Here is a 15,457-nt window from a genome sequence, read left to right as displayed (position 1 = left end):
CTGCGACGTCGGGCCCCAGCGCCGGGAGTCCTTGAGAGACAGCGGCCCGCACCGTGTTGGCGATGTCGTCAGCGGCCGTATCGCCAGGCGTCGGCAGAGCCGCACCGACGGGCGAACAGACGCAGTTGCCAGCGGGGTGCGGGCAGAAGCGGTCAGGCGGTACCGACGAGCCTCCGAGCATTGCGCAGAAACGCTTGACGCGCCCGATCGGGATCGTCGAGGTAGCTTCCGATCAGCACCGCGTCGCGGAGCATGACCAGCCCTTCTCCCACTTCCACCGGGTCCGCCACGCCGGCGGCAGCCAGCAGCATCTCTAATTGCGACCGAAACCAGGCACGGTGGGCGGTCACCACGAGCCTCACGGCACTGTCCGGATCCGGGAACTCGGCGGTCGCGTTGATGAACGGGCAACCGCGGGTGTGATGCCTACGCGCGTCGTCCGCGATGCCCTCCAAGGCGAGCTCCAACGCTGCCCGCGGCGTTTCCGCGACTTGAGAGCCCGACTCGACCAGGGCGCGGAAACCGTCGTCTTCCCGCTCCAAGTACGCGACCACCAGAGCTTCCTTGCCCTGGAAATGCCGGTACAACGTTGCTCGCGTGGCGTGGGCTGCACGCACGATCTGGTCCACGCCCACGGAATTGATGCCTTCGCGGTAGAACAGATCGCTTGCCACCACCAGAATCCTTTGTCGCGCGGACATGCGGGCCTGGTCGATCGTTGACATTGAGACAGATTACACAGGAATCTTATCTAGCTTGCAATTGACAAGTCAGGCGTCCAGTGCTTTCATTCAGTGGAACGACCGTTCGTTCTACAACCAAAGGAATCGACAATGTCTCTTTCAACCCGAGGACGCACAGCCCTCACTCTCCTCACAGCGGCAGCCGCCGTCGTAGCGATCGCAGGTCCGGCAGCTGCGGCGGCCGGGACCCAGGACTCGTCCGCCGAGTCCGCCTCCCACCCCGCGAAGCCCACCATCGTCCTGGTGCATGGCGCCTGGGCGGACGCGTCCAGCTTCGCCACGGTGACGGAACGTCTCCAGAAGGACGACTACACCGTCGTCAGCGCTCCGCAGCCGCTGCGCGGACTGGCATCCGATGCGGCCTCCGTCGCAGCCTTCGTCAACCAGGCAACCACCGGACCCGTCGTGCTCGTCGGCCACTCCTACGGCGGATCGGTCATCACCAACGCCGCGCTTCAGGCCCCGACCGTGAAGGCGCTCGCCTACATCGACGCGTTCGCTCCTGACCTCGGCGAATCCGTCGTCGACCTGGCCGGCGCCAAGCCGGGCTCCGTCCTCGCCGCAGCACCGGAATCGGTGTTCAACGTGGTCCAAGACCCCAACATGCCGACGGGTGACCCCGACCTGTACGTACAGAAGGCCGTCTTCGCCGCCGGCTTCACCGCGGACCTGAACAAGAGCGAGGCCGCCGTCCTGGCAGCGTCCCAGCGACCGGTCGCCGGTGGCGCTCTGCAGGAGCCGTCCGCCGCACCCGCCTGGAAGTCGATCCCGAGCTTCTTCCTCATCGGCACCAAGGACAAGGTCATCCCCGTCGCCGAGCAGGAAGCGATGGCGGCTCGCGCTGGCGGCGTTTCCGTCAAGGTAGCCGCCGGTCACCTTTCGATGCTTGAGAAGCCGAAGGATGTAGCCCGTCTCATCGAGCGAGCTGCTGACTCGGTCAAGTAGCAATTCCGGAACACCAATTCAGCCACGGCCTTCGGGGGCTCAAACCTCCGGACCGTGGCTGTTTTGCGTCCGCGGCGAGACGCCTGGGTCGGACGTGTCAGGCGATGGCCGGCCGCTCCACGGGGATGTCGTCCTCGCCGTCGAGGACCGCCGCCGCCTTGCCGTCGCGGATTGTCGTCAGGTGCAACAAGACGATCGCGAGCCCGCCGATGACGATAAACGCGATGATCCCCCACTCGGCCCAGGCGAAAGCCTGGCTGTACTCGCGCGCATGACCGGCTTGGCCGGCTGCGACGTCCTGCGCGGTCGTCCCGTCAGCGATGTGAAGCGAGATGATCCATGCCACGATCGCGGCGTAGGTTCCGACGACCACCGCTTCGCCTCCGAGACGGAGGAAGTTCATGACGCCTGCCGCCGTTCCGCTGCTCCGTGCCGGAACCGCCGCCTGAGCCGCCCCGTCGAGGAGGCCGAGCGGAAGTCCGAAGCCGAAGCCGAGCAGCAGCATCGGGATCAACAGCGCGGCGACCGGTGCGGTTCCGGCCAGGAGAAGGAATCCGACGTTGCCGAGAAGCATGAGCACGAGTGAGCCGTAGATGATCGTCATGATCGTGATCCCTGCGAACCTCGCCACGAGCCTCGCACCGAGGATCGGCCCGAACAGGACCGGAAGGGTCATGGGAAGCATCAGCAGGCCCGCCGTCCCCGCGTCGATGCCGTGCACTGCGCTGAGCGCGATCGGAAGGTAGGTGAGCAACGCCACGTATCCGAAGGCATGGGTGACGGGGACGAGGCAGATGGCCAGGAAATGCGGATTGCGCAGCAGCGAGAAGTCGATGAGTTTCGTGCCGGCCACACGCTCGTGCTTGATGTTGGGCACGTAGCCGCTCAGGGACAATGCCAGTGCCACGATGACCGCGAACACGGCGAAGACTCCGCGCCATCCGAACGCCGCGACGAGGCCGCCCGCCAGCGTAGGCCCGACCGCGAGGCCTAGCCCGAGGACTGTGCCGAGGAGGGCGAAGTTCCGACCGCGGGGGATCGGCTCGTACGCGTTGGCGATGATCGATGCCGCCGCGGTGAATATGGCCGCTCCCGCCGCCCCGGCGAGTATTCTCGCGGCGTCGAGGACCACGAGGTTGGGAGCGACGGCACTGACAACAGATGCCGCGACCATCAGTGCTGCCCCGATGACGAACGTCGTCTTGTAGCCGACGCGATCGGACAGCACTCCCCACACCAGGGTGAAGACGGCGAACGATCCGTTGAAGCCGTTGACCACCCACTGGAGAGCTGTCGGATTCGAGCCGAGATCGCCGGCGATGTCCGGCAACGCGTTAGCGATACCGGCGATGCCGGTCGGGATGATGAATACGGTCAGGAGAATGACAGGAAGCGCCATCCGTGACGGCGATGGGCGCAGTGCGCCTGAAGGTTCTGACATGGGGGAAGACGCGCTCCGTGTGATGGGTGAGAGGAAGTTGCTCCCAAGTGTTACTGTCTGACTATTGAATTGCAAGACAGCATCCCCGCGTGTGAATTGCAAGACAGCATCCCCGCGTGCCTGTTGTTCGTTCAAGAGCCCTCCCCGTCCCCTTACTGGAAAGAAGTACTATGTCCGATCTCACCGGCAAGACCGCCCTCGTCACCGGCTCCACCAGCGGCATCGGCCGCACTACCGCCGAGCTCCTCGCCGAGCGCGGCGCCCACGTCATCCTCTCGGGCCGGAACGCCGACCGCGGCGCGGCCGCAGTGCAGAGCATCGTCGAAGCCGGCGGAAAAGCCGACTTCGTAGCTGTCGACCTGTCGGACATCAGCGGCCTGACGGAGTTCGCCGCCGAGGTCGAGAAAGTCGCCGGCGGCCATGTCGACATCCTGGTCAACAACGCCGGCATCTACCCGTTCGGACCCAGCGTCGACTTCACCCCCGCCGACTTCGACTCCATCTACGACGCCAACGTCAAGGCCGTCTTCTTCCTCACCAACGCCCTCGTTCCCGCGATGATCGAAAACGGCGGCGGAGCTGTTGTGAACCTGTCCAGCTCCATCGCCACCAAGGGCATCGCCGGGGCATCTCTCTACGCATCCAGCAAGGCTGCCGTAGAGACTCTGACCAAAGTCTGGTCCGCCGAGTTCGGACCTCAGGGCGTGCGAGTCAACTCCGTGAGCCCCGGACCGACGGCCACCGAAGGAACCGAGGTGTTCGGCGACGCGTTCGCCCAGTACCACGCGGGAACCCCGGCCGACCGTCTCGGACAGCCGCGCGAAATCGCTGCCGCAGTAGCGTTCCTCGTCGGCGACGATTCCGAATACATCCACGGCATCGTGCTGCCCGTAGACGGCGGAGCACTCACCCTCTAAAGAGTTTCCGACGCGGGCGCCGCCCCGCGGGCAGGATTGGCCGGTCTCCGGCTTACCGCCCGGGGCGCGGGGGCCGCGTCCACACGTGGTTATAGCGCGCGACAAACAGGAGGAATCATGACCCGTTCGACAATTCGTTCCGCATCGATCGTGGTGCTGGGAATCCTGCTTCTCGCGGGCTGCAGCGCGCAGGGTGCGGAGCCGGGCGGGCCCACAGCTACACCGAGACCGACAGCCAGCTCCACTGCCACCCCGCCTCCACCCCCGGCCGCGCCCCCGACGGCGGCGCCGACCGACGACCCACCGTCGGGGTCCGCAGCCGCCGCCGCCAGGTGCGCCACCTCGAACATTGCCGGGTCGATCGCCGCAGGAGCCGGCGGAGCCGCAGGAAGTTTCACCGCCTCGATCGTGTTGACCAACACCGGAGCAACGGCCTGCGATCTGCAGGGCTGGCCCGGCGTATCCCTGGTGGGCGGCGGAAACGGCACGCAACTCGGAGCAGCCGCGGACTTCGACCGCTCAGACCCGGCAGCCCACCCCACCGTGCATCTTTCGCCCGGCGGCAGCGCCAGCGCGCAGCTGACTATCAGAGACGCAGCGAATTTCCCCGCCGACAAATGCGGCGCCGCACAAGCCGACGGGCTGCGTGTCTACCCGCCGGGTAGCAAAGCTTCCATCTTCATCGCCGATCCCGACATACAAGGCTGCACCTCCTCCATCGCTGTACTGCTTAAGGTCACGGCGCTGCAACCCGGCGCCTAAGCCGCCGGCGATGCGCCTTGCCGTCGTCGGCGGCCAGGGCACTGCCGCCTCGCGCTGACGGCGGGAGGATCGGCCTGACGTTTTCTTTATGCCTGAACGTGTTTGATCGACACGGGAAAGAGCGGAGAAGGACATGCGGGTATTGCTGGTCGAAGATGACATCGATCTCGCTGAGGCGATCAGGGATGCACTGGTGTCGAAGACGATGGCGGTGGACGTCGCACACGACGGTTCGTCAGCCCTGATGGCTATCGACGTGAACGACTACGACGTCGTGGTGCTCGACCGGGACATTCCCCTCGTACACGGTGACGAGGTCGCGCGTCGTGTCTCCGGGCGAGGCCGAGGTCCACGCATCCTCATGCTCACCGCGGCACGGCTTTCGAAAGACAAGATCGCGGGGTTCCAGCTGGGTGCCGACGACTATCTCTCCAAGCCGTTCGACCTCGCCGAACTGGAAGCGCGCCTGTGGGCGCTCGGCCGCCGCCCGGCCGAAAGCACTCCCCCTGCCCTGCAGGTCGGATCGGTGACCCTCGATCCATTCCGTCACACAGCCCACCGCTTCGGCGCCCCCCTGACGCTCAGCCGCAAAGAGTTCGCCGTCCTTCACATACTGATGTCCCGAGCAGGTACACCGGTTAGCGCCGAACAGCTGCTGGAGAAAGCCTGGGACGAGAACGCCAACCCGTTCACCAACTCGATCCGCGTCACGGTCTCGTCCTTGCGCAAGAAGCTCGGGCCGCCCTACATAAACACTTTTGCCGGCGTGGGGTACACGGTCGTCGACGATGAAACATAGTCGTCCGCGGCGCCGGCTGGCCGCCCGCACACGGATCACACTCGCGACATCCGCAGTAGTCGTAGCCGTCGCGGCGACGACCGTCACCGCCATAGTCCTCGCGATGAGCCTGATCCCTCAATATCAATTCACAACCGTCACCGCAGCTCCTTCCAACGGCTTAGTCGACAGCCTCGCCACCGGCACAGCCGCTACACAGGTCCCCGTCGACGGAGTGGTCGTCGCCGACACGACAGACGTCGTCCGCCTCTTACTCGTCTTCGGTGTCGTAGTGCTCCTGGTGATCGGTGCACTGGGAGTCCTCGCCAGCTGGATCGTCGCCGGCCGCGTGCTGCGTCCGCTTTCGACCCTCAACGAGGCCGCCCGGGGTGCCGCGGAAGGCAAGTTCGATCAGCGGGTGGCTCTCGACGCAGCCGACGACGAATTCCGCGAACTCGGCGACACCTTCGACTTCATGCTCGACAGCCTGGAGCGGTCTTTCGACGCCAACGAGCGGTTCGCCGCCAACGCATCCCACGAGCTGCGGACTCCCCTGACAACGGTCAAAGTACTCATAGACGGAGCACTCGCCCGCCCCCAGTCGACGGCGACAACGGCACTGCTGACGAAACTCGCCTCGGCGAACGACCGCACGGTAGGCATCGTCGACGCACTTCTCGACCTCTCTGATGTCACAGCTGCACCTCTAACACGTTCGCCTCACGACGTGAGATCGCTCGTAGCCCGAGCCGTGGCGGAGGTCTCACCCATAGCCGTAGCACGCGAGGTAAATATCATCGCCGATGTACCGACGGTGGCCGTGTGGGCCGACGTAGTGCTTCTCGAACGAGCCGTGGCGAACTTGGTCCGAAACGGGGTCCAGCACAACGAAACGGGCGGGACGGTGTGGATCACGGTCGCGGACGAGCAGGGGACGGTGCGCATCCGTATCGAGAACACGGGAGCCGTGGTCGACGCCGCAACCGCGTCGTCCCTGGCGGAACCTTTCTACCGCGTGGCCGGACGTATCGCGACCGGCGGAGCCGGGGTCCCCGACTCCCATGGCCTCGGCCTTGCCCTGGTCAGCCGCATCGTCGACGCGCACGGGGGTCGGTTCGAAATCCGACCTCGAACCCGCGGCGGCCTCGTCGTAGACATGACCATGCCGGGGCCGACCCGCTAGAGCGTCGCCCGGCCGCTTCGGCCGGGCGACGCCTGACCGCTACTGTCCCGAAGCCGTGGTAGTGGCGCCAGGCCCTTCGATGACGACGCCCCCGGGAACCGGCCCGATCTCGACCGGCACGCTGGGGACGATCGTGGACAGGTCGAGCGGGGCAGGCCCGGCCGGGGTCACCACGGTGGGCGGCTCCTGCGAGGTCTGCGGCGGCTCGGTCGCGGCGTTCGCCGATGCTGCGACCGCCACTCCCCCAATGCCGACCACCACGGCGACAACAGCCGCGGTACCCGCGGCAGCCCAATTGATTCGATGCATGACAGTTCTCCTTCTAGCGTTCCATCGCCCTGGCGGGGCCGACCCGGACGGGCTGACAGGATCATCCAACGCAGTCGGCCGTTATAGGGGCGTAAGGGTCAGCAGAACGCCGCAAGAACATGGGCGCTTCAGGCGCAAACGCTGCTTCCGCGACGGGGGCAATCCCCTCATCCGGCGCGGAACCGATCTACTGCCTTCCCTAAGGCAACCCGCACCAGCCGCGTCTGCGGCTCGTTTGAGGACGGGGCGACGAAGACGCACCAGCTGACTACTCGACGCGATGGCCGTGAGTTATCACAGCCCCCGTGACGCTCCAACCAGGTCGTCGTCAAGCTAGGCGTGCGCGAATCGCACAGCATTCCGATCCGGGCTCAGCGTGCTGCGCGACCGCATTACCTGCGCCGCCCGAATCGAACCCGTCTCGATTGAGGTCTGCACCTTCGACAGCGACATCGTTGCCGGGGCGACCCGGCCGCAGCCACCCGCCAGCACGATGCCCTCGGACCTCCTTCCTGAAAATCGGGGTCTATCGCCCGCCACCCACACGGGCGTAGTCTGCCGCGATGGTCGAAGTCGACAGCCCGAACTGTTCCGAATGCCTTACGTCCTTGCTTGTCGCTGGGACTGAGAAGCACCCATACTGGTGGTGTCCGAATTGCCGGGTCGCGCGCCTGTGAATTACCCTGTGGATAACTTGCTTAGCCGCGGCACTCGTCCCGCTACGGTCTCGCTATCGAGCGCGACGAAGAACAGGCTCGGACAGCAGGGCTGGCTGCCGCTGCCGCTGCCGAGGAGCCAGATGTCGGACCCTTGCCCTAGCATCCGGGCATGGACATCGACTACCCGACACTTTTCATCGACGGCTTCTTTCAAGTTCTCACGCTCCTGGCGACCAGCTTCGGAACGGCCTTCGGGCATAACCCATGGCCGTACATCGGCGTCGGCGCGTTGCTGATCGTCAGCTCGGCGTTGCCGGCCAAGCGGTCGCGGCGACGCCGACGAGCCTGACCCGTCGCCGACTCCGTGCGGCGGCTTTTCTCGCGGCTCCTGGATAGGTGCACTTCCGCCGCAGCTGTGATCGGCATGGAGAAATTTCAGACGAGTTCGGGCGTTGCAGTGATTGCGGCCGAGAGGTACTAGGCGGCCGCATCGCCGGCGTCGTGTACTTCGCGCTTCAGTGGTCGGCGATGCGCGCTGCTTGCTTGCGACCTGCGGGCGCCCGGCTGCAAGACAAGTTCAGGCCGGCCAAACGGGGCCGCGTCCACGGCCAATGTATCCGCAGCGCCGCGAGCCTCAGGTCTGTCCCCGACGGGCATGGATCTCACCGACGCCGCAGTCCCGCTGTTACACCGCGCCGACGACTGGCGGAATTCTACGATCGACAACAGCACGCGAAATTGGCAGTCTGACTCTCCGCTGGGATGGCTTGGGCGGTTCCACGAAGAAGGCCTCAACGCGGTCGTTTTACCGCTGACTTAGGTCAGGTCGCAAGATTAGGGGACGAGCTCGGAGACGGAGCTGGACGGGCACTTCGAGATCGCCGGTCCGACCGATCACCCGAAACTTTCAGCTCATACCAATTTGGACGCTTTGGTCTTTGGACACCAGAAATACGACCGCTCATCGGAGCCGGCTGGTCACAGCGGCGTCAGACATTGGGAACAGTTCGGGAGTGCGGCTTCGGGTTCGCCGTTCATGCTAGAACGGTAGGAGATCGACCGATTGGGCGTCAGGTCTGGGCCGGCAACGGCAACGGCAACGGCAACAATCCAATTACCGCATTCGAGGCAAGCACGCCGCCGTTACGGCGTCCGGTGGTGCCGAGCTGAGACGATCCTGCCGCCAGACCGAATGGGCGGGATTCGGGCGCCATCCGGTCACTGACACACATGGACCCCGTCGCATACGTCCGTTTCGAAATAGTCTTCGCTCACTTCGAGCACTGCCACGAATCTGTTGCCGCTTACCATCGCCGCTCTCAATAGTTCAACGGATATTGCTGGCTCCATCTCGACATCGGTGCCAGAGGGAACATAGGGAAAATATGGGAGCATCGCCTCGATACCGGGATCATCGGCTACGCCGAAATGGACGATTACTCCACCAGGTGTGCATTCGTAGAACGATTCAATTACCTGCTCCGCGGAAGTGGCGCCGTTTCCGGCATTGAAAAGCGCTGGATTCGACGAGATTTGCTCCGCGGACGTGCACTCGTTCGAAGTCAGTGCGGCGTCTAGTAAAGTCGCCGCCTCTACCGCTGTTGCGCCTTCAATCGAATACAGGGCGACCGAGCCGACTCCGCAGCGATAATTGCGCGGGACGTCCGCAGGCTGAAAACCCACCCCGCCAATTCCACAAGCATCGTGAACGCGAGACTTCACCCGAGAAAGCCCAGCAGTCGTCGGCAGTGTCGTGGCTCCGACGACGCTCGCACGAGCCGCTGGCCGCACGTCCGCCGCCGACTCGGGGCCGACGGTCGGACGGTCGTCGACGCATCCGGTCAGCGCGACCAACGCCGCGACCGTCAAAACAGCGATGCGTCCGCTGGACCAGAGCTTCTTACTCAACCGGACTCGCTTTCCAATGCGTCAAGCGGGCCGCTAAAACCAGCCCAGGGCGAATTCCATCGTGGCCGCATACGCACTTGTCCCGATCTTATTCGGGTGAACACTTTGTGCGGAGATGATTCCCACACCTGGTCCCAACAGTTTGACGATCGGGTCGTCGCCCGGCGTTACCGGAATAACGAACCCGTTTATCGCCCTCGTGCTCTTCGTGCCCCACAAATTTTTGTTACTAAACTGGACGGCCGCCGGGTCTCCGTAGATAACAAAGTCGGGCTCCGCGCCCTCGATTCCGGCTGCCGTCGGGATGGCTGATGTGACTTCTCCAGCGATTTCGATGATCTGCGGGCTTCCGGGATCCAGCGCGTCGTACGTGAATTTTCCCGTGTGACTAGCCGGGTGGCGAGCGGGATCGGAGGAGAAAATTGCGCAGGTGTTGATCGACTCGCCGAACAGCGCAGGGTTGGTTGGCAGCCGAAGGTCTGACTCGGGATGCGCAACCATGCTGTTCCGGCACGTCCAGACCATGGCGTGGACGGGGTTAGCCTCTGCGAAGAACTTCAAGGGCTGCAGATTGCCGACGTTCTTCCCTCAGTGGAAAGCGTGGCGGCGTTGTCACGAATCAATGGTGGCGCGCTCAGTACGGCGGGGCGACCGGATCTCGACGCACGGTTGCGACAGCGGTGTCCCTCAAAGCCACCGCTGCGGCGATAGCCTCCGCACAGTCAATGGACTCCGTGCGTCCGGTATCGACTTCGATGTCGTATTCGACGCCGCGGTGGACGATTTCAGCCTGCAGCGCCGCCATGCCGGCAATACGGTCGCCTCTTGCCAGCTCCCGGCCGGCAGCGATCCGCGCGTCGCAGTGGACGCCTACCCAGAGAACATCAAGTCCGTCCAGCAATCGTCGGGTCCTGTCCTGGGAGGCGGAGCCGCTGAGAAACACGTCGTCGATAATGATTCGCGCGCCATTCCGGGCCATCGTGGCCAAGCCCGCTGTCCACGCTCGTTCTATCTCTAGGAATTGTCCCCCGAGGAGAACCTCGCCTGCTGCTCCGTAAGCTACTCCGCTTTCGGCGTCAGAGAGCGTGGGAGGCAAAGCTTCGACGAGCGTATCGACCCCGAAGCTCAGCCAAGGTTGCGGCAGAATCGACTTTAGACAGCGCACGATTCCCGATTTTCCGGAACTGGACCCGCCGTTGATCACGATGACTTGCACTGCCATTGTCAGTTCTTTCGCCGAGGTGTACCGAATTTAGCTACGTGTCGATGATGGCGTATAGATCGGACTCGGCTATCCCGTCGTTCGCTCGCCGAAGACCAGCCGTCCCGAGACAGTCCGAAGTTCCCTTATGCGCGGCATCGTCCACATTCGTGTGTTCACCGGATTCAGCGCCCGATGTCGCTCTTCGACAATTGCACGATCCACTCCGGCGTCATCACCCGGGGCCGGCGCCGTTGCTTGTCAATCTTCACCCTGATGCGCGCCGCGAGCACCTGCTGCTCATACGTGGCCTGCGCCCTTGGTTCTTCCCGTAGTGGAATTGACGCCGACCCGGCCTGGGCGCTGGGCGGTCGCCCCGCGTTCGATCCGGTCATCGCACCGAGCACTACAACGGAGTCGAGTGCGCGGACGTCGGCGCTCACATAGAGGATGTACTCACTGTTCACATCCACCGCAAGCGTCCGACCCTCGAACAGCGCAGCGAGTTCCGCGGCCGTCAGCGTCAATTTTTGCTCCGCATACCGGCGCCCGAACAAATACAGCCCGTCCCTATCGAACCGAGGCCGCCGAATCAGTAGCCTCTTCGCCTCGCCTTCGAATCGGATCCAGGCCGATTGCTTAGAGACTTCCGCGCCCGAGCCACCGGCCGCCGCTCCACTGTCCGAGCGTCAAGATCGAAGGCGAGGATCGCGTCCTCGCGTCGCACGGCGCAGCGACCTTCATCGCGGGGCGGCTTCATGTCAGATCTGACGCATCTCGAATTCCCCGCCTCTCAGGTCGAGGTCGACCATCGCAGTTAGGTCAGCGCATCCGCGAGCACGAGCACCGGGACGGGCTCGGGATATGAAACCGGGTCGGACTTCCGGGGAACCGCGTCCACGCCATCCCCCGCTGCCGGCGACCGCGGTTCGTCCCCGATCGTGAGGCCCAGGGCGCGGTTGGCGCATTCGCTCATGGATTCGAGCCAGGCCAGGTTGATCGGGACCTCTTTGCTTCCAAGGAATTCGAAGTGGAATGCGAGAGCTGGATGTATCCAGACGGTCCCGTGCCCGCTGCCGTCGTTGGATTTCTTCGCCCACGAGAATGCGAAGCACTCGTTTCGTCTGAGCTTGGTAAGGATGACGATCTTCAGATGTGCGAGTGTCCGGTCTTCGAGCTTGATCGGATAACGCGCGTCGCCGTAGTAGAACGTGCCCATCGTGTGCCTTCCGCCGGAGTTCGGTGTGCACTCGCGGCGGGGTCTGGGCTACGGAACTGTTTCAGCCTACGCCCCCCATCGGGGGTCATGTTCCAATCCCGCGACAAGCGGGCTAGATATGACGGGACGTTTACCCACCATGAAATTGGACGAGGTAGCCGTCAGCTGCCAGTTGTTGTCGCCAAGTACGCGCGCACATCGCTGCCTAACCTCTGGCCAGGTGAATTTGTGGCCATTCGTGGGCGGCCTGCCGGCCGGGGAACTACCCGCGATCTTCGCGGACTCGCGGCGTATTGTCTACAACGTCAATATCCATCCGTCCCATGGTCGCAGTGTCGACGTACAGTCGGGTGATCACGGGCCACGCTGGGTCAGCGGTCAGGAGCTCGGGACCGAGCCCCGCCCAGAAGTTGAGGTCGTCAAGAGGCTGCACGGCGCTGATGGCCGCGGATGTCGTGCCCGCATCGAACCCAGCCGGTGCCGACGGCGTGTAAGGGACGATCCCGGGTGATCTCACGTAGCTGATCGTGGCTATTTCCAGGGAGCCGGCGCCCAAGGCGACCGCGCTAGCAACAAAGATCATCGCCCCTCGACGTTCCGACTTCCAAAAGCGCTCTTGGAAATGACCAGCCCGACCGTGTCGCTCATCGATAACGACATGGGCGTGCACGGGCGAGTCCGCGTCGCCGCCATCCTCGGATCCGATCAGTAAGAAGGTCATGTTGCGCCCCTAATAATTCGAGCTGGTGAGTGTGCTGCCAGTCGATAACTCTGATTGCATGTCACCGGTCTGTGTGTCGGGCCGAGTGCTTAACCGAAGTCTGACACGCCCTGCGTTCATGGCCTTCGCGCTCGACGTCTTTGCAGCGTTGACCAAACGCTTGACCGCACGAAATCTCCACTTACTGTTCGCGCGTTTCATCCGAGCTCTTCTTCGCCAGCTCGATAATCCATTCTGGAGTCGGGATGTGAGCTCGACGGCCTGCATTTACCCTGACCTGTGCAGCACGCACCCGAACCCGCTCCGAATAGCGAAGCTGCGGCCTCTCCACCGCGACCGCCGACCTCGCAGCATCGACGGCCCCGTCCTCGACGTTCAGGTATAGGAGGTACTCGCCGACAACGTCGACTGCCACGACGCGGCCGTTTAACAGTGCCTGCAGCTCCGCGGCCGTGAGCGTCACCGTCTGCGCTGCGTACCGCCGGCCGAACAAATACAGTCCATCCCTGTCAAACCGCGGCCGACGGATCAGCAGTCGCCTTGCCTCGCCCTCGAATCGGATCCAGGCCGACTTCTTGTCGTCATCGGTGGGCATCGTCATCCCTCTCGATCATTTGCACAACGCCGGACGAGAACTGGTCTTGGTAGGGAATGTGCTCGTCGAGAGGGTCGAACGTGTAGATGGCGACGGCCCCGACGTGGACGATGCGGATGTTCAGCAACGGGAGCGGGTGGTCGAGGAGCGGCGACAGACGTGCGCCCGGCAACGGGCGCCGCTCCACAGTGCGCGCGTCGAGGTCAAAGCCGAAGTCCGCGTCGGGGGTGCGTACGACCCATCGGCCCTGGTCGCGCATCCTGAGCCTTTCAACCTTGGTGTCGCCACGGGTGAAGAACTCCAGCTGTAGCGTCCCCGTATCGAGTATCGCGAGGCTGATCGTCTTGGGCCTGTTCTGGTCGAGGATGACGACGCGGCAGCGGAATGATCCCGCGTCGTCTTCGTAGGCGAGAACCTGGTCGACGTGGCGGTGGTAGTGCGCTCCCACACTGACCTCGGGCCACACGGCCATAAATCCGCAGTGGAACATGCGTCGACCTTGCTCCGCGTATGCAACGGCCTCCGGTGGCCAGTCGCTGTTCTCGGAGGCGAGCGCACGGTCGAGGTCGGGGACATCAAGCGGGGCGTCATGACCGAGGAGCACGTCGGCATGGTCTGTACCGAGTGCCGCGAGGTCTTCTTCGGTGAGTGATTCGTCTGGCCACCAGTCGGTGTTCACGGTTCGGTGATGCCGATCGATGGAGTTGGCGCCGCCGAGCACGGCGAGGACCTTGCCCGGGCGGACGACGTTGGTGGGCCAGCCCGAGTTATAGGGCAGGAGCGTCGTGCGGTAGCCCCTCGGAGCGTGAATTACGTTGTGGCGCAACCGACGCAAACCGTCTGCGCCGACCGGGAACTCCTTGATCTTCGGCAGCCAGTCGTGATTCCCATCGATCACCACAATGTCCATGTTCCGTGAGGCGAGGCGCCGGCTGAGTTTGTTCAGAGTTCGGTTCCAGTCCTCAAAGGGCCACGGATACCCGAAATCACCCAAGACGATCACACACCTGATGTTCCTTGCTGCGAAGACATGCACGGCGGCCATCAGGTGCGAAAAATCGCCGTGCACATCGCCCAGGAGCCCGACGCGTCGATCCGTCTGCAGAGGGTTCGGCAGGTCCGCGCTCACAACAGCGCCGCCTCTTCGGCGTCGGACAGCCGTTCAATCGACACCACAGGCATCGACCGCCTGAGGGTGAATGGGACGTTCGGGAGGTGGAGGTCGACGATGAGTTCCATCTCCATGCCGACCGTGCACTCGTAGACGGCGAGGAGGTCGATTTGAACGTGGTCGCGTCGAAGCGCGGCGACCTCTGTCGGCGGGCCGGCGTCGGGGTGGCGGCGGACGATGTTGAGATCGAGGCTGATCAGGTAGCGGGATGCGGTGGTGCGGACGAGGTAGGCACCGCTCGCCTGGTCCATCAAAGTGTGCACACTGTGGCTCTCATTCACGCATCGTACGGTCCGGCTGGTTTCCGACCGTCTCTGAGAGCCGTAGCGACCACTTCATCAGTCCTCCCAGCCCGGATTAGATCGACAGCGCACTTTCCTCCGTAGCTCTTGCGAACCGTTGTGAGCCATAGCGCTATATCCCAACTATCTACAGCTCCTGATTCAAGGGCTCCCGATACTTCGCGAAGGCCGGGCAGCAGTTCGCCTCGCGCGCCAAACTGGAACGCTGGGTACAAGACGTCGAGATGCCCGACAGTCGGCAGCGCCAAAATGTCCCCAAATTCTTCGCAGACTCGTAACTCTTCGCCAGACAGTGCGGCGACATTCAACACTCCAACGGCATCGAGAAACGGGCCGATCTTCCGGTCCCAGAATGCGAAAGAGAGTTGTCGCGAGTCGCCTTCGCGATGCCCAGTAGTCTCCATAAGTTCCCTTTTGGTCGATCAGTCTGTTTATTGTAATCAACACAACACCGATCGTCACCAGACATTTCGAGCAGCTGGTGGCCAGCTGGTTCTGCACGAGCGTGACCGCAAGCCGGGCGACAGTCGCTTGAAGTGCGGTGCTGAGCGGCGGAGATGAACACCCTCGTGGACGCAGCTCCAGAACGTCAATGACACCTGA

Annotated in this window: 18 protein-coding genes; 6 read left to right on the top strand and 12 right to left on the bottom strand. The window is 63.8% G+C overall.

Annotation, left to right across the window (positions count from 1 at the left end):
* Positions 1-152 precede the first annotated feature (152 nt).
* A complete protein-coding gene (locus IEV96_RS00910; RefSeq protein ID WP_188508838.1) occupies positions 153-725 on the bottom strand; it encodes a TetR/AcrR family transcriptional regulator in 573 nt (190 codons plus the stop codon).
* A gap of 108 nt (positions 726-833) precedes the next feature.
* Here IEV96_RS00910 and IEV96_RS00905 point away from each other — a divergent pair, with 108 nt between their 5' ends.
* The gene (locus IEV96_RS00905; RefSeq protein WP_188508837.1) at positions 834-1,688 is read left to right on the top strand and encodes an alpha/beta fold hydrolase; all 855 of its coding nucleotides are present in this window, start codon (positions 834-836) and stop codon (positions 1,686-1,688) included.
* Positions 1,689-1,785: 97 nt separating this feature from the next.
* Here IEV96_RS00905 and IEV96_RS00900 read toward each other — a convergent pair whose 3' ends face one another.
* Complete coding sequence (locus IEV96_RS00900; protein ID WP_188508836.1) at positions 1,786-3,087, bottom strand: MFS transporter; 1,302 nt, start codon at positions 3,085-3,087, stop codon at positions 1,786-1,788.
* 212 nt (positions 3,088-3,299) lie between these two features.
* Between IEV96_RS00900 and IEV96_RS00895 the strand changes: the two genes are divergently transcribed.
* From IEV96_RS00895 to IEV96_RS00880, 4 genes are all read left to right on the top strand, one after another.
* Positions 3,300-4,046 (top strand): SDR family NAD(P)-dependent oxidoreductase, encoded by a 747-nt coding sequence (locus tag IEV96_RS00895; RefSeq protein ID WP_188508835.1) that lies wholly within the window; start codon positions 3,300-3,302, stop codon positions 4,044-4,046.
* Positions 4,047-4,163: 117 nt separating this feature from the next.
* The gene (locus IEV96_RS00890; protein WP_188508834.1) at positions 4,164-4,808 is read left to right on the top strand and encodes a DUF4232 domain-containing protein; all 645 of its coding nucleotides are present in this window, start codon (positions 4,164-4,166) and stop codon (positions 4,806-4,808) included.
* Positions 4,809-4,941: 133 nt separating this feature from the next.
* A complete protein-coding gene (locus IEV96_RS00885; protein WP_188508833.1) occupies positions 4,942-5,607 on the top strand; it encodes a response regulator transcription factor in 666 nt (221 codons plus the stop codon).
* 103 nt (positions 5,608-5,710) lie between these two features.
* Positions 5,711-6,769, top strand: a complete 1,059-nt coding sequence (locus IEV96_RS00880; protein ID WP_188508832.1) for a sensor histidine kinase — start codon at positions 5,711-5,713, stop codon at positions 6,767-6,769.
* Positions 6,770-6,808: 39 nt separating this feature from the next.
* On the opposite strand, the gene IEV96_RS00875 is transcribed toward IEV96_RS00880, so the two are convergent.
* Positions 6,809-7,078: a hypothetical protein gene (locus IEV96_RS00875; RefSeq protein WP_188508831.1), complete on the bottom strand. Its 270-nt coding sequence runs from the start codon at positions 7,076-7,078 to the stop codon at positions 6,809-6,811.
* 828 nt (positions 7,079-7,906) lie between these two features.
* Between IEV96_RS00875 and IEV96_RS00870 the strand changes: the two genes are divergently transcribed.
* Positions 7,907-8,086: a hypothetical protein gene (locus tag IEV96_RS00870; protein WP_188508830.1), complete on the top strand. Its 180-nt coding sequence runs from the start codon at positions 7,907-7,909 to the stop codon at positions 8,084-8,086.
* Positions 8,087-8,955: 869 nt separating this feature from the next.
* Here IEV96_RS00870 and IEV96_RS00865 read toward each other — a convergent pair.
* The 9 genes from IEV96_RS00865 to IEV96_RS00825 form a co-directional block, all read right to left on the bottom strand.
* Complete coding sequence (locus IEV96_RS00865) at positions 8,956-9,645, bottom strand: hypothetical protein (protein WP_188508829.1); 690 nt, start codon at positions 9,643-9,645, stop codon at positions 8,956-8,958.
* A gap of 33 nt (positions 9,646-9,678) precedes the next feature.
* On the bottom strand, positions 9,679-10,206 hold the full coding sequence (locus IEV96_RS00860) for a hypothetical protein (protein WP_188508828.1): 528 nt from the start codon (positions 10,204-10,206) through the stop codon (positions 9,679-9,681).
* 73 nt (positions 10,207-10,279) lie between these two features.
* The gene (cpt, locus tag IEV96_RS00855) at positions 10,280-10,867 is read right to left on the bottom strand and encodes a chloramphenicol phosphotransferase CPT (protein WP_188508827.1); all 588 of its coding nucleotides are present in this window, start codon (positions 10,865-10,867) and stop codon (positions 10,280-10,282) included.
* A 164-nt stretch (positions 10,868-11,031) separates the two neighbouring features.
* Positions 11,032-11,373, bottom strand: a complete 342-nt coding sequence (locus IEV96_RS00850) for a hypothetical protein (RefSeq protein WP_188508826.1) — start codon at positions 11,371-11,373, stop codon at positions 11,032-11,034.
* A 290-nt stretch (positions 11,374-11,663) separates the two neighbouring features.
* Positions 11,664-12,065, bottom strand: a complete 402-nt coding sequence (locus IEV96_RS00845; RefSeq protein WP_188508825.1) for a DUF7882 family protein — start codon at positions 12,063-12,065, stop codon at positions 11,664-11,666.
* Between the two features lie 262 nt (positions 12,066-12,327).
* Positions 12,328-12,786, bottom strand: a complete 459-nt coding sequence (locus tag IEV96_RS00840) for a hypothetical protein (RefSeq protein ID WP_188508824.1) — start codon at positions 12,784-12,786, stop codon at positions 12,328-12,330.
* A 181-nt stretch (positions 12,787-12,967) separates the two neighbouring features.
* Positions 12,968-13,381: a hypothetical protein gene (locus tag IEV96_RS00835; RefSeq protein WP_188508823.1), complete on the bottom strand. Its 414-nt coding sequence runs from the start codon at positions 13,379-13,381 to the stop codon at positions 12,968-12,970.
* The gene (locus tag IEV96_RS00830; protein ID WP_188508822.1) at positions 13,368-14,510 is read right to left on the bottom strand and encodes a metallophosphoesterase family protein; all 1,143 of its coding nucleotides are present in this window, start codon (positions 14,508-14,510) and stop codon (positions 13,368-13,370) included. The genes IEV96_RS00835 and IEV96_RS00830 overlap by 14 nt, the downstream gene beginning before the upstream one ends.
* Positions 14,507-14,803 carry a hypothetical protein gene (locus IEV96_RS00825; protein WP_188508821.1) on the bottom strand — a complete coding sequence of 99 codons (297 nt, stop codon included), beginning with the start codon at positions 14,801-14,803 and terminating at the stop codon, positions 14,507-14,509. Before IEV96_RS00825 ends, IEV96_RS00830 begins: the two co-directional genes overlap by 4 nt.
* Positions 14,804-15,457: the final 654 nt, after the last annotated feature.

Origin of the sequence: Conyzicola nivalis, assembly GCF_014639655.1 — a bacterium.
Lineage (GTDB): Bacteria > Actinomycetota > Actinomycetes > Actinomycetales > Microbacteriaceae > Conyzicola > Conyzicola nivalis.
This window is presented reverse-complemented; position numbering and strand designations above follow the sequence as displayed.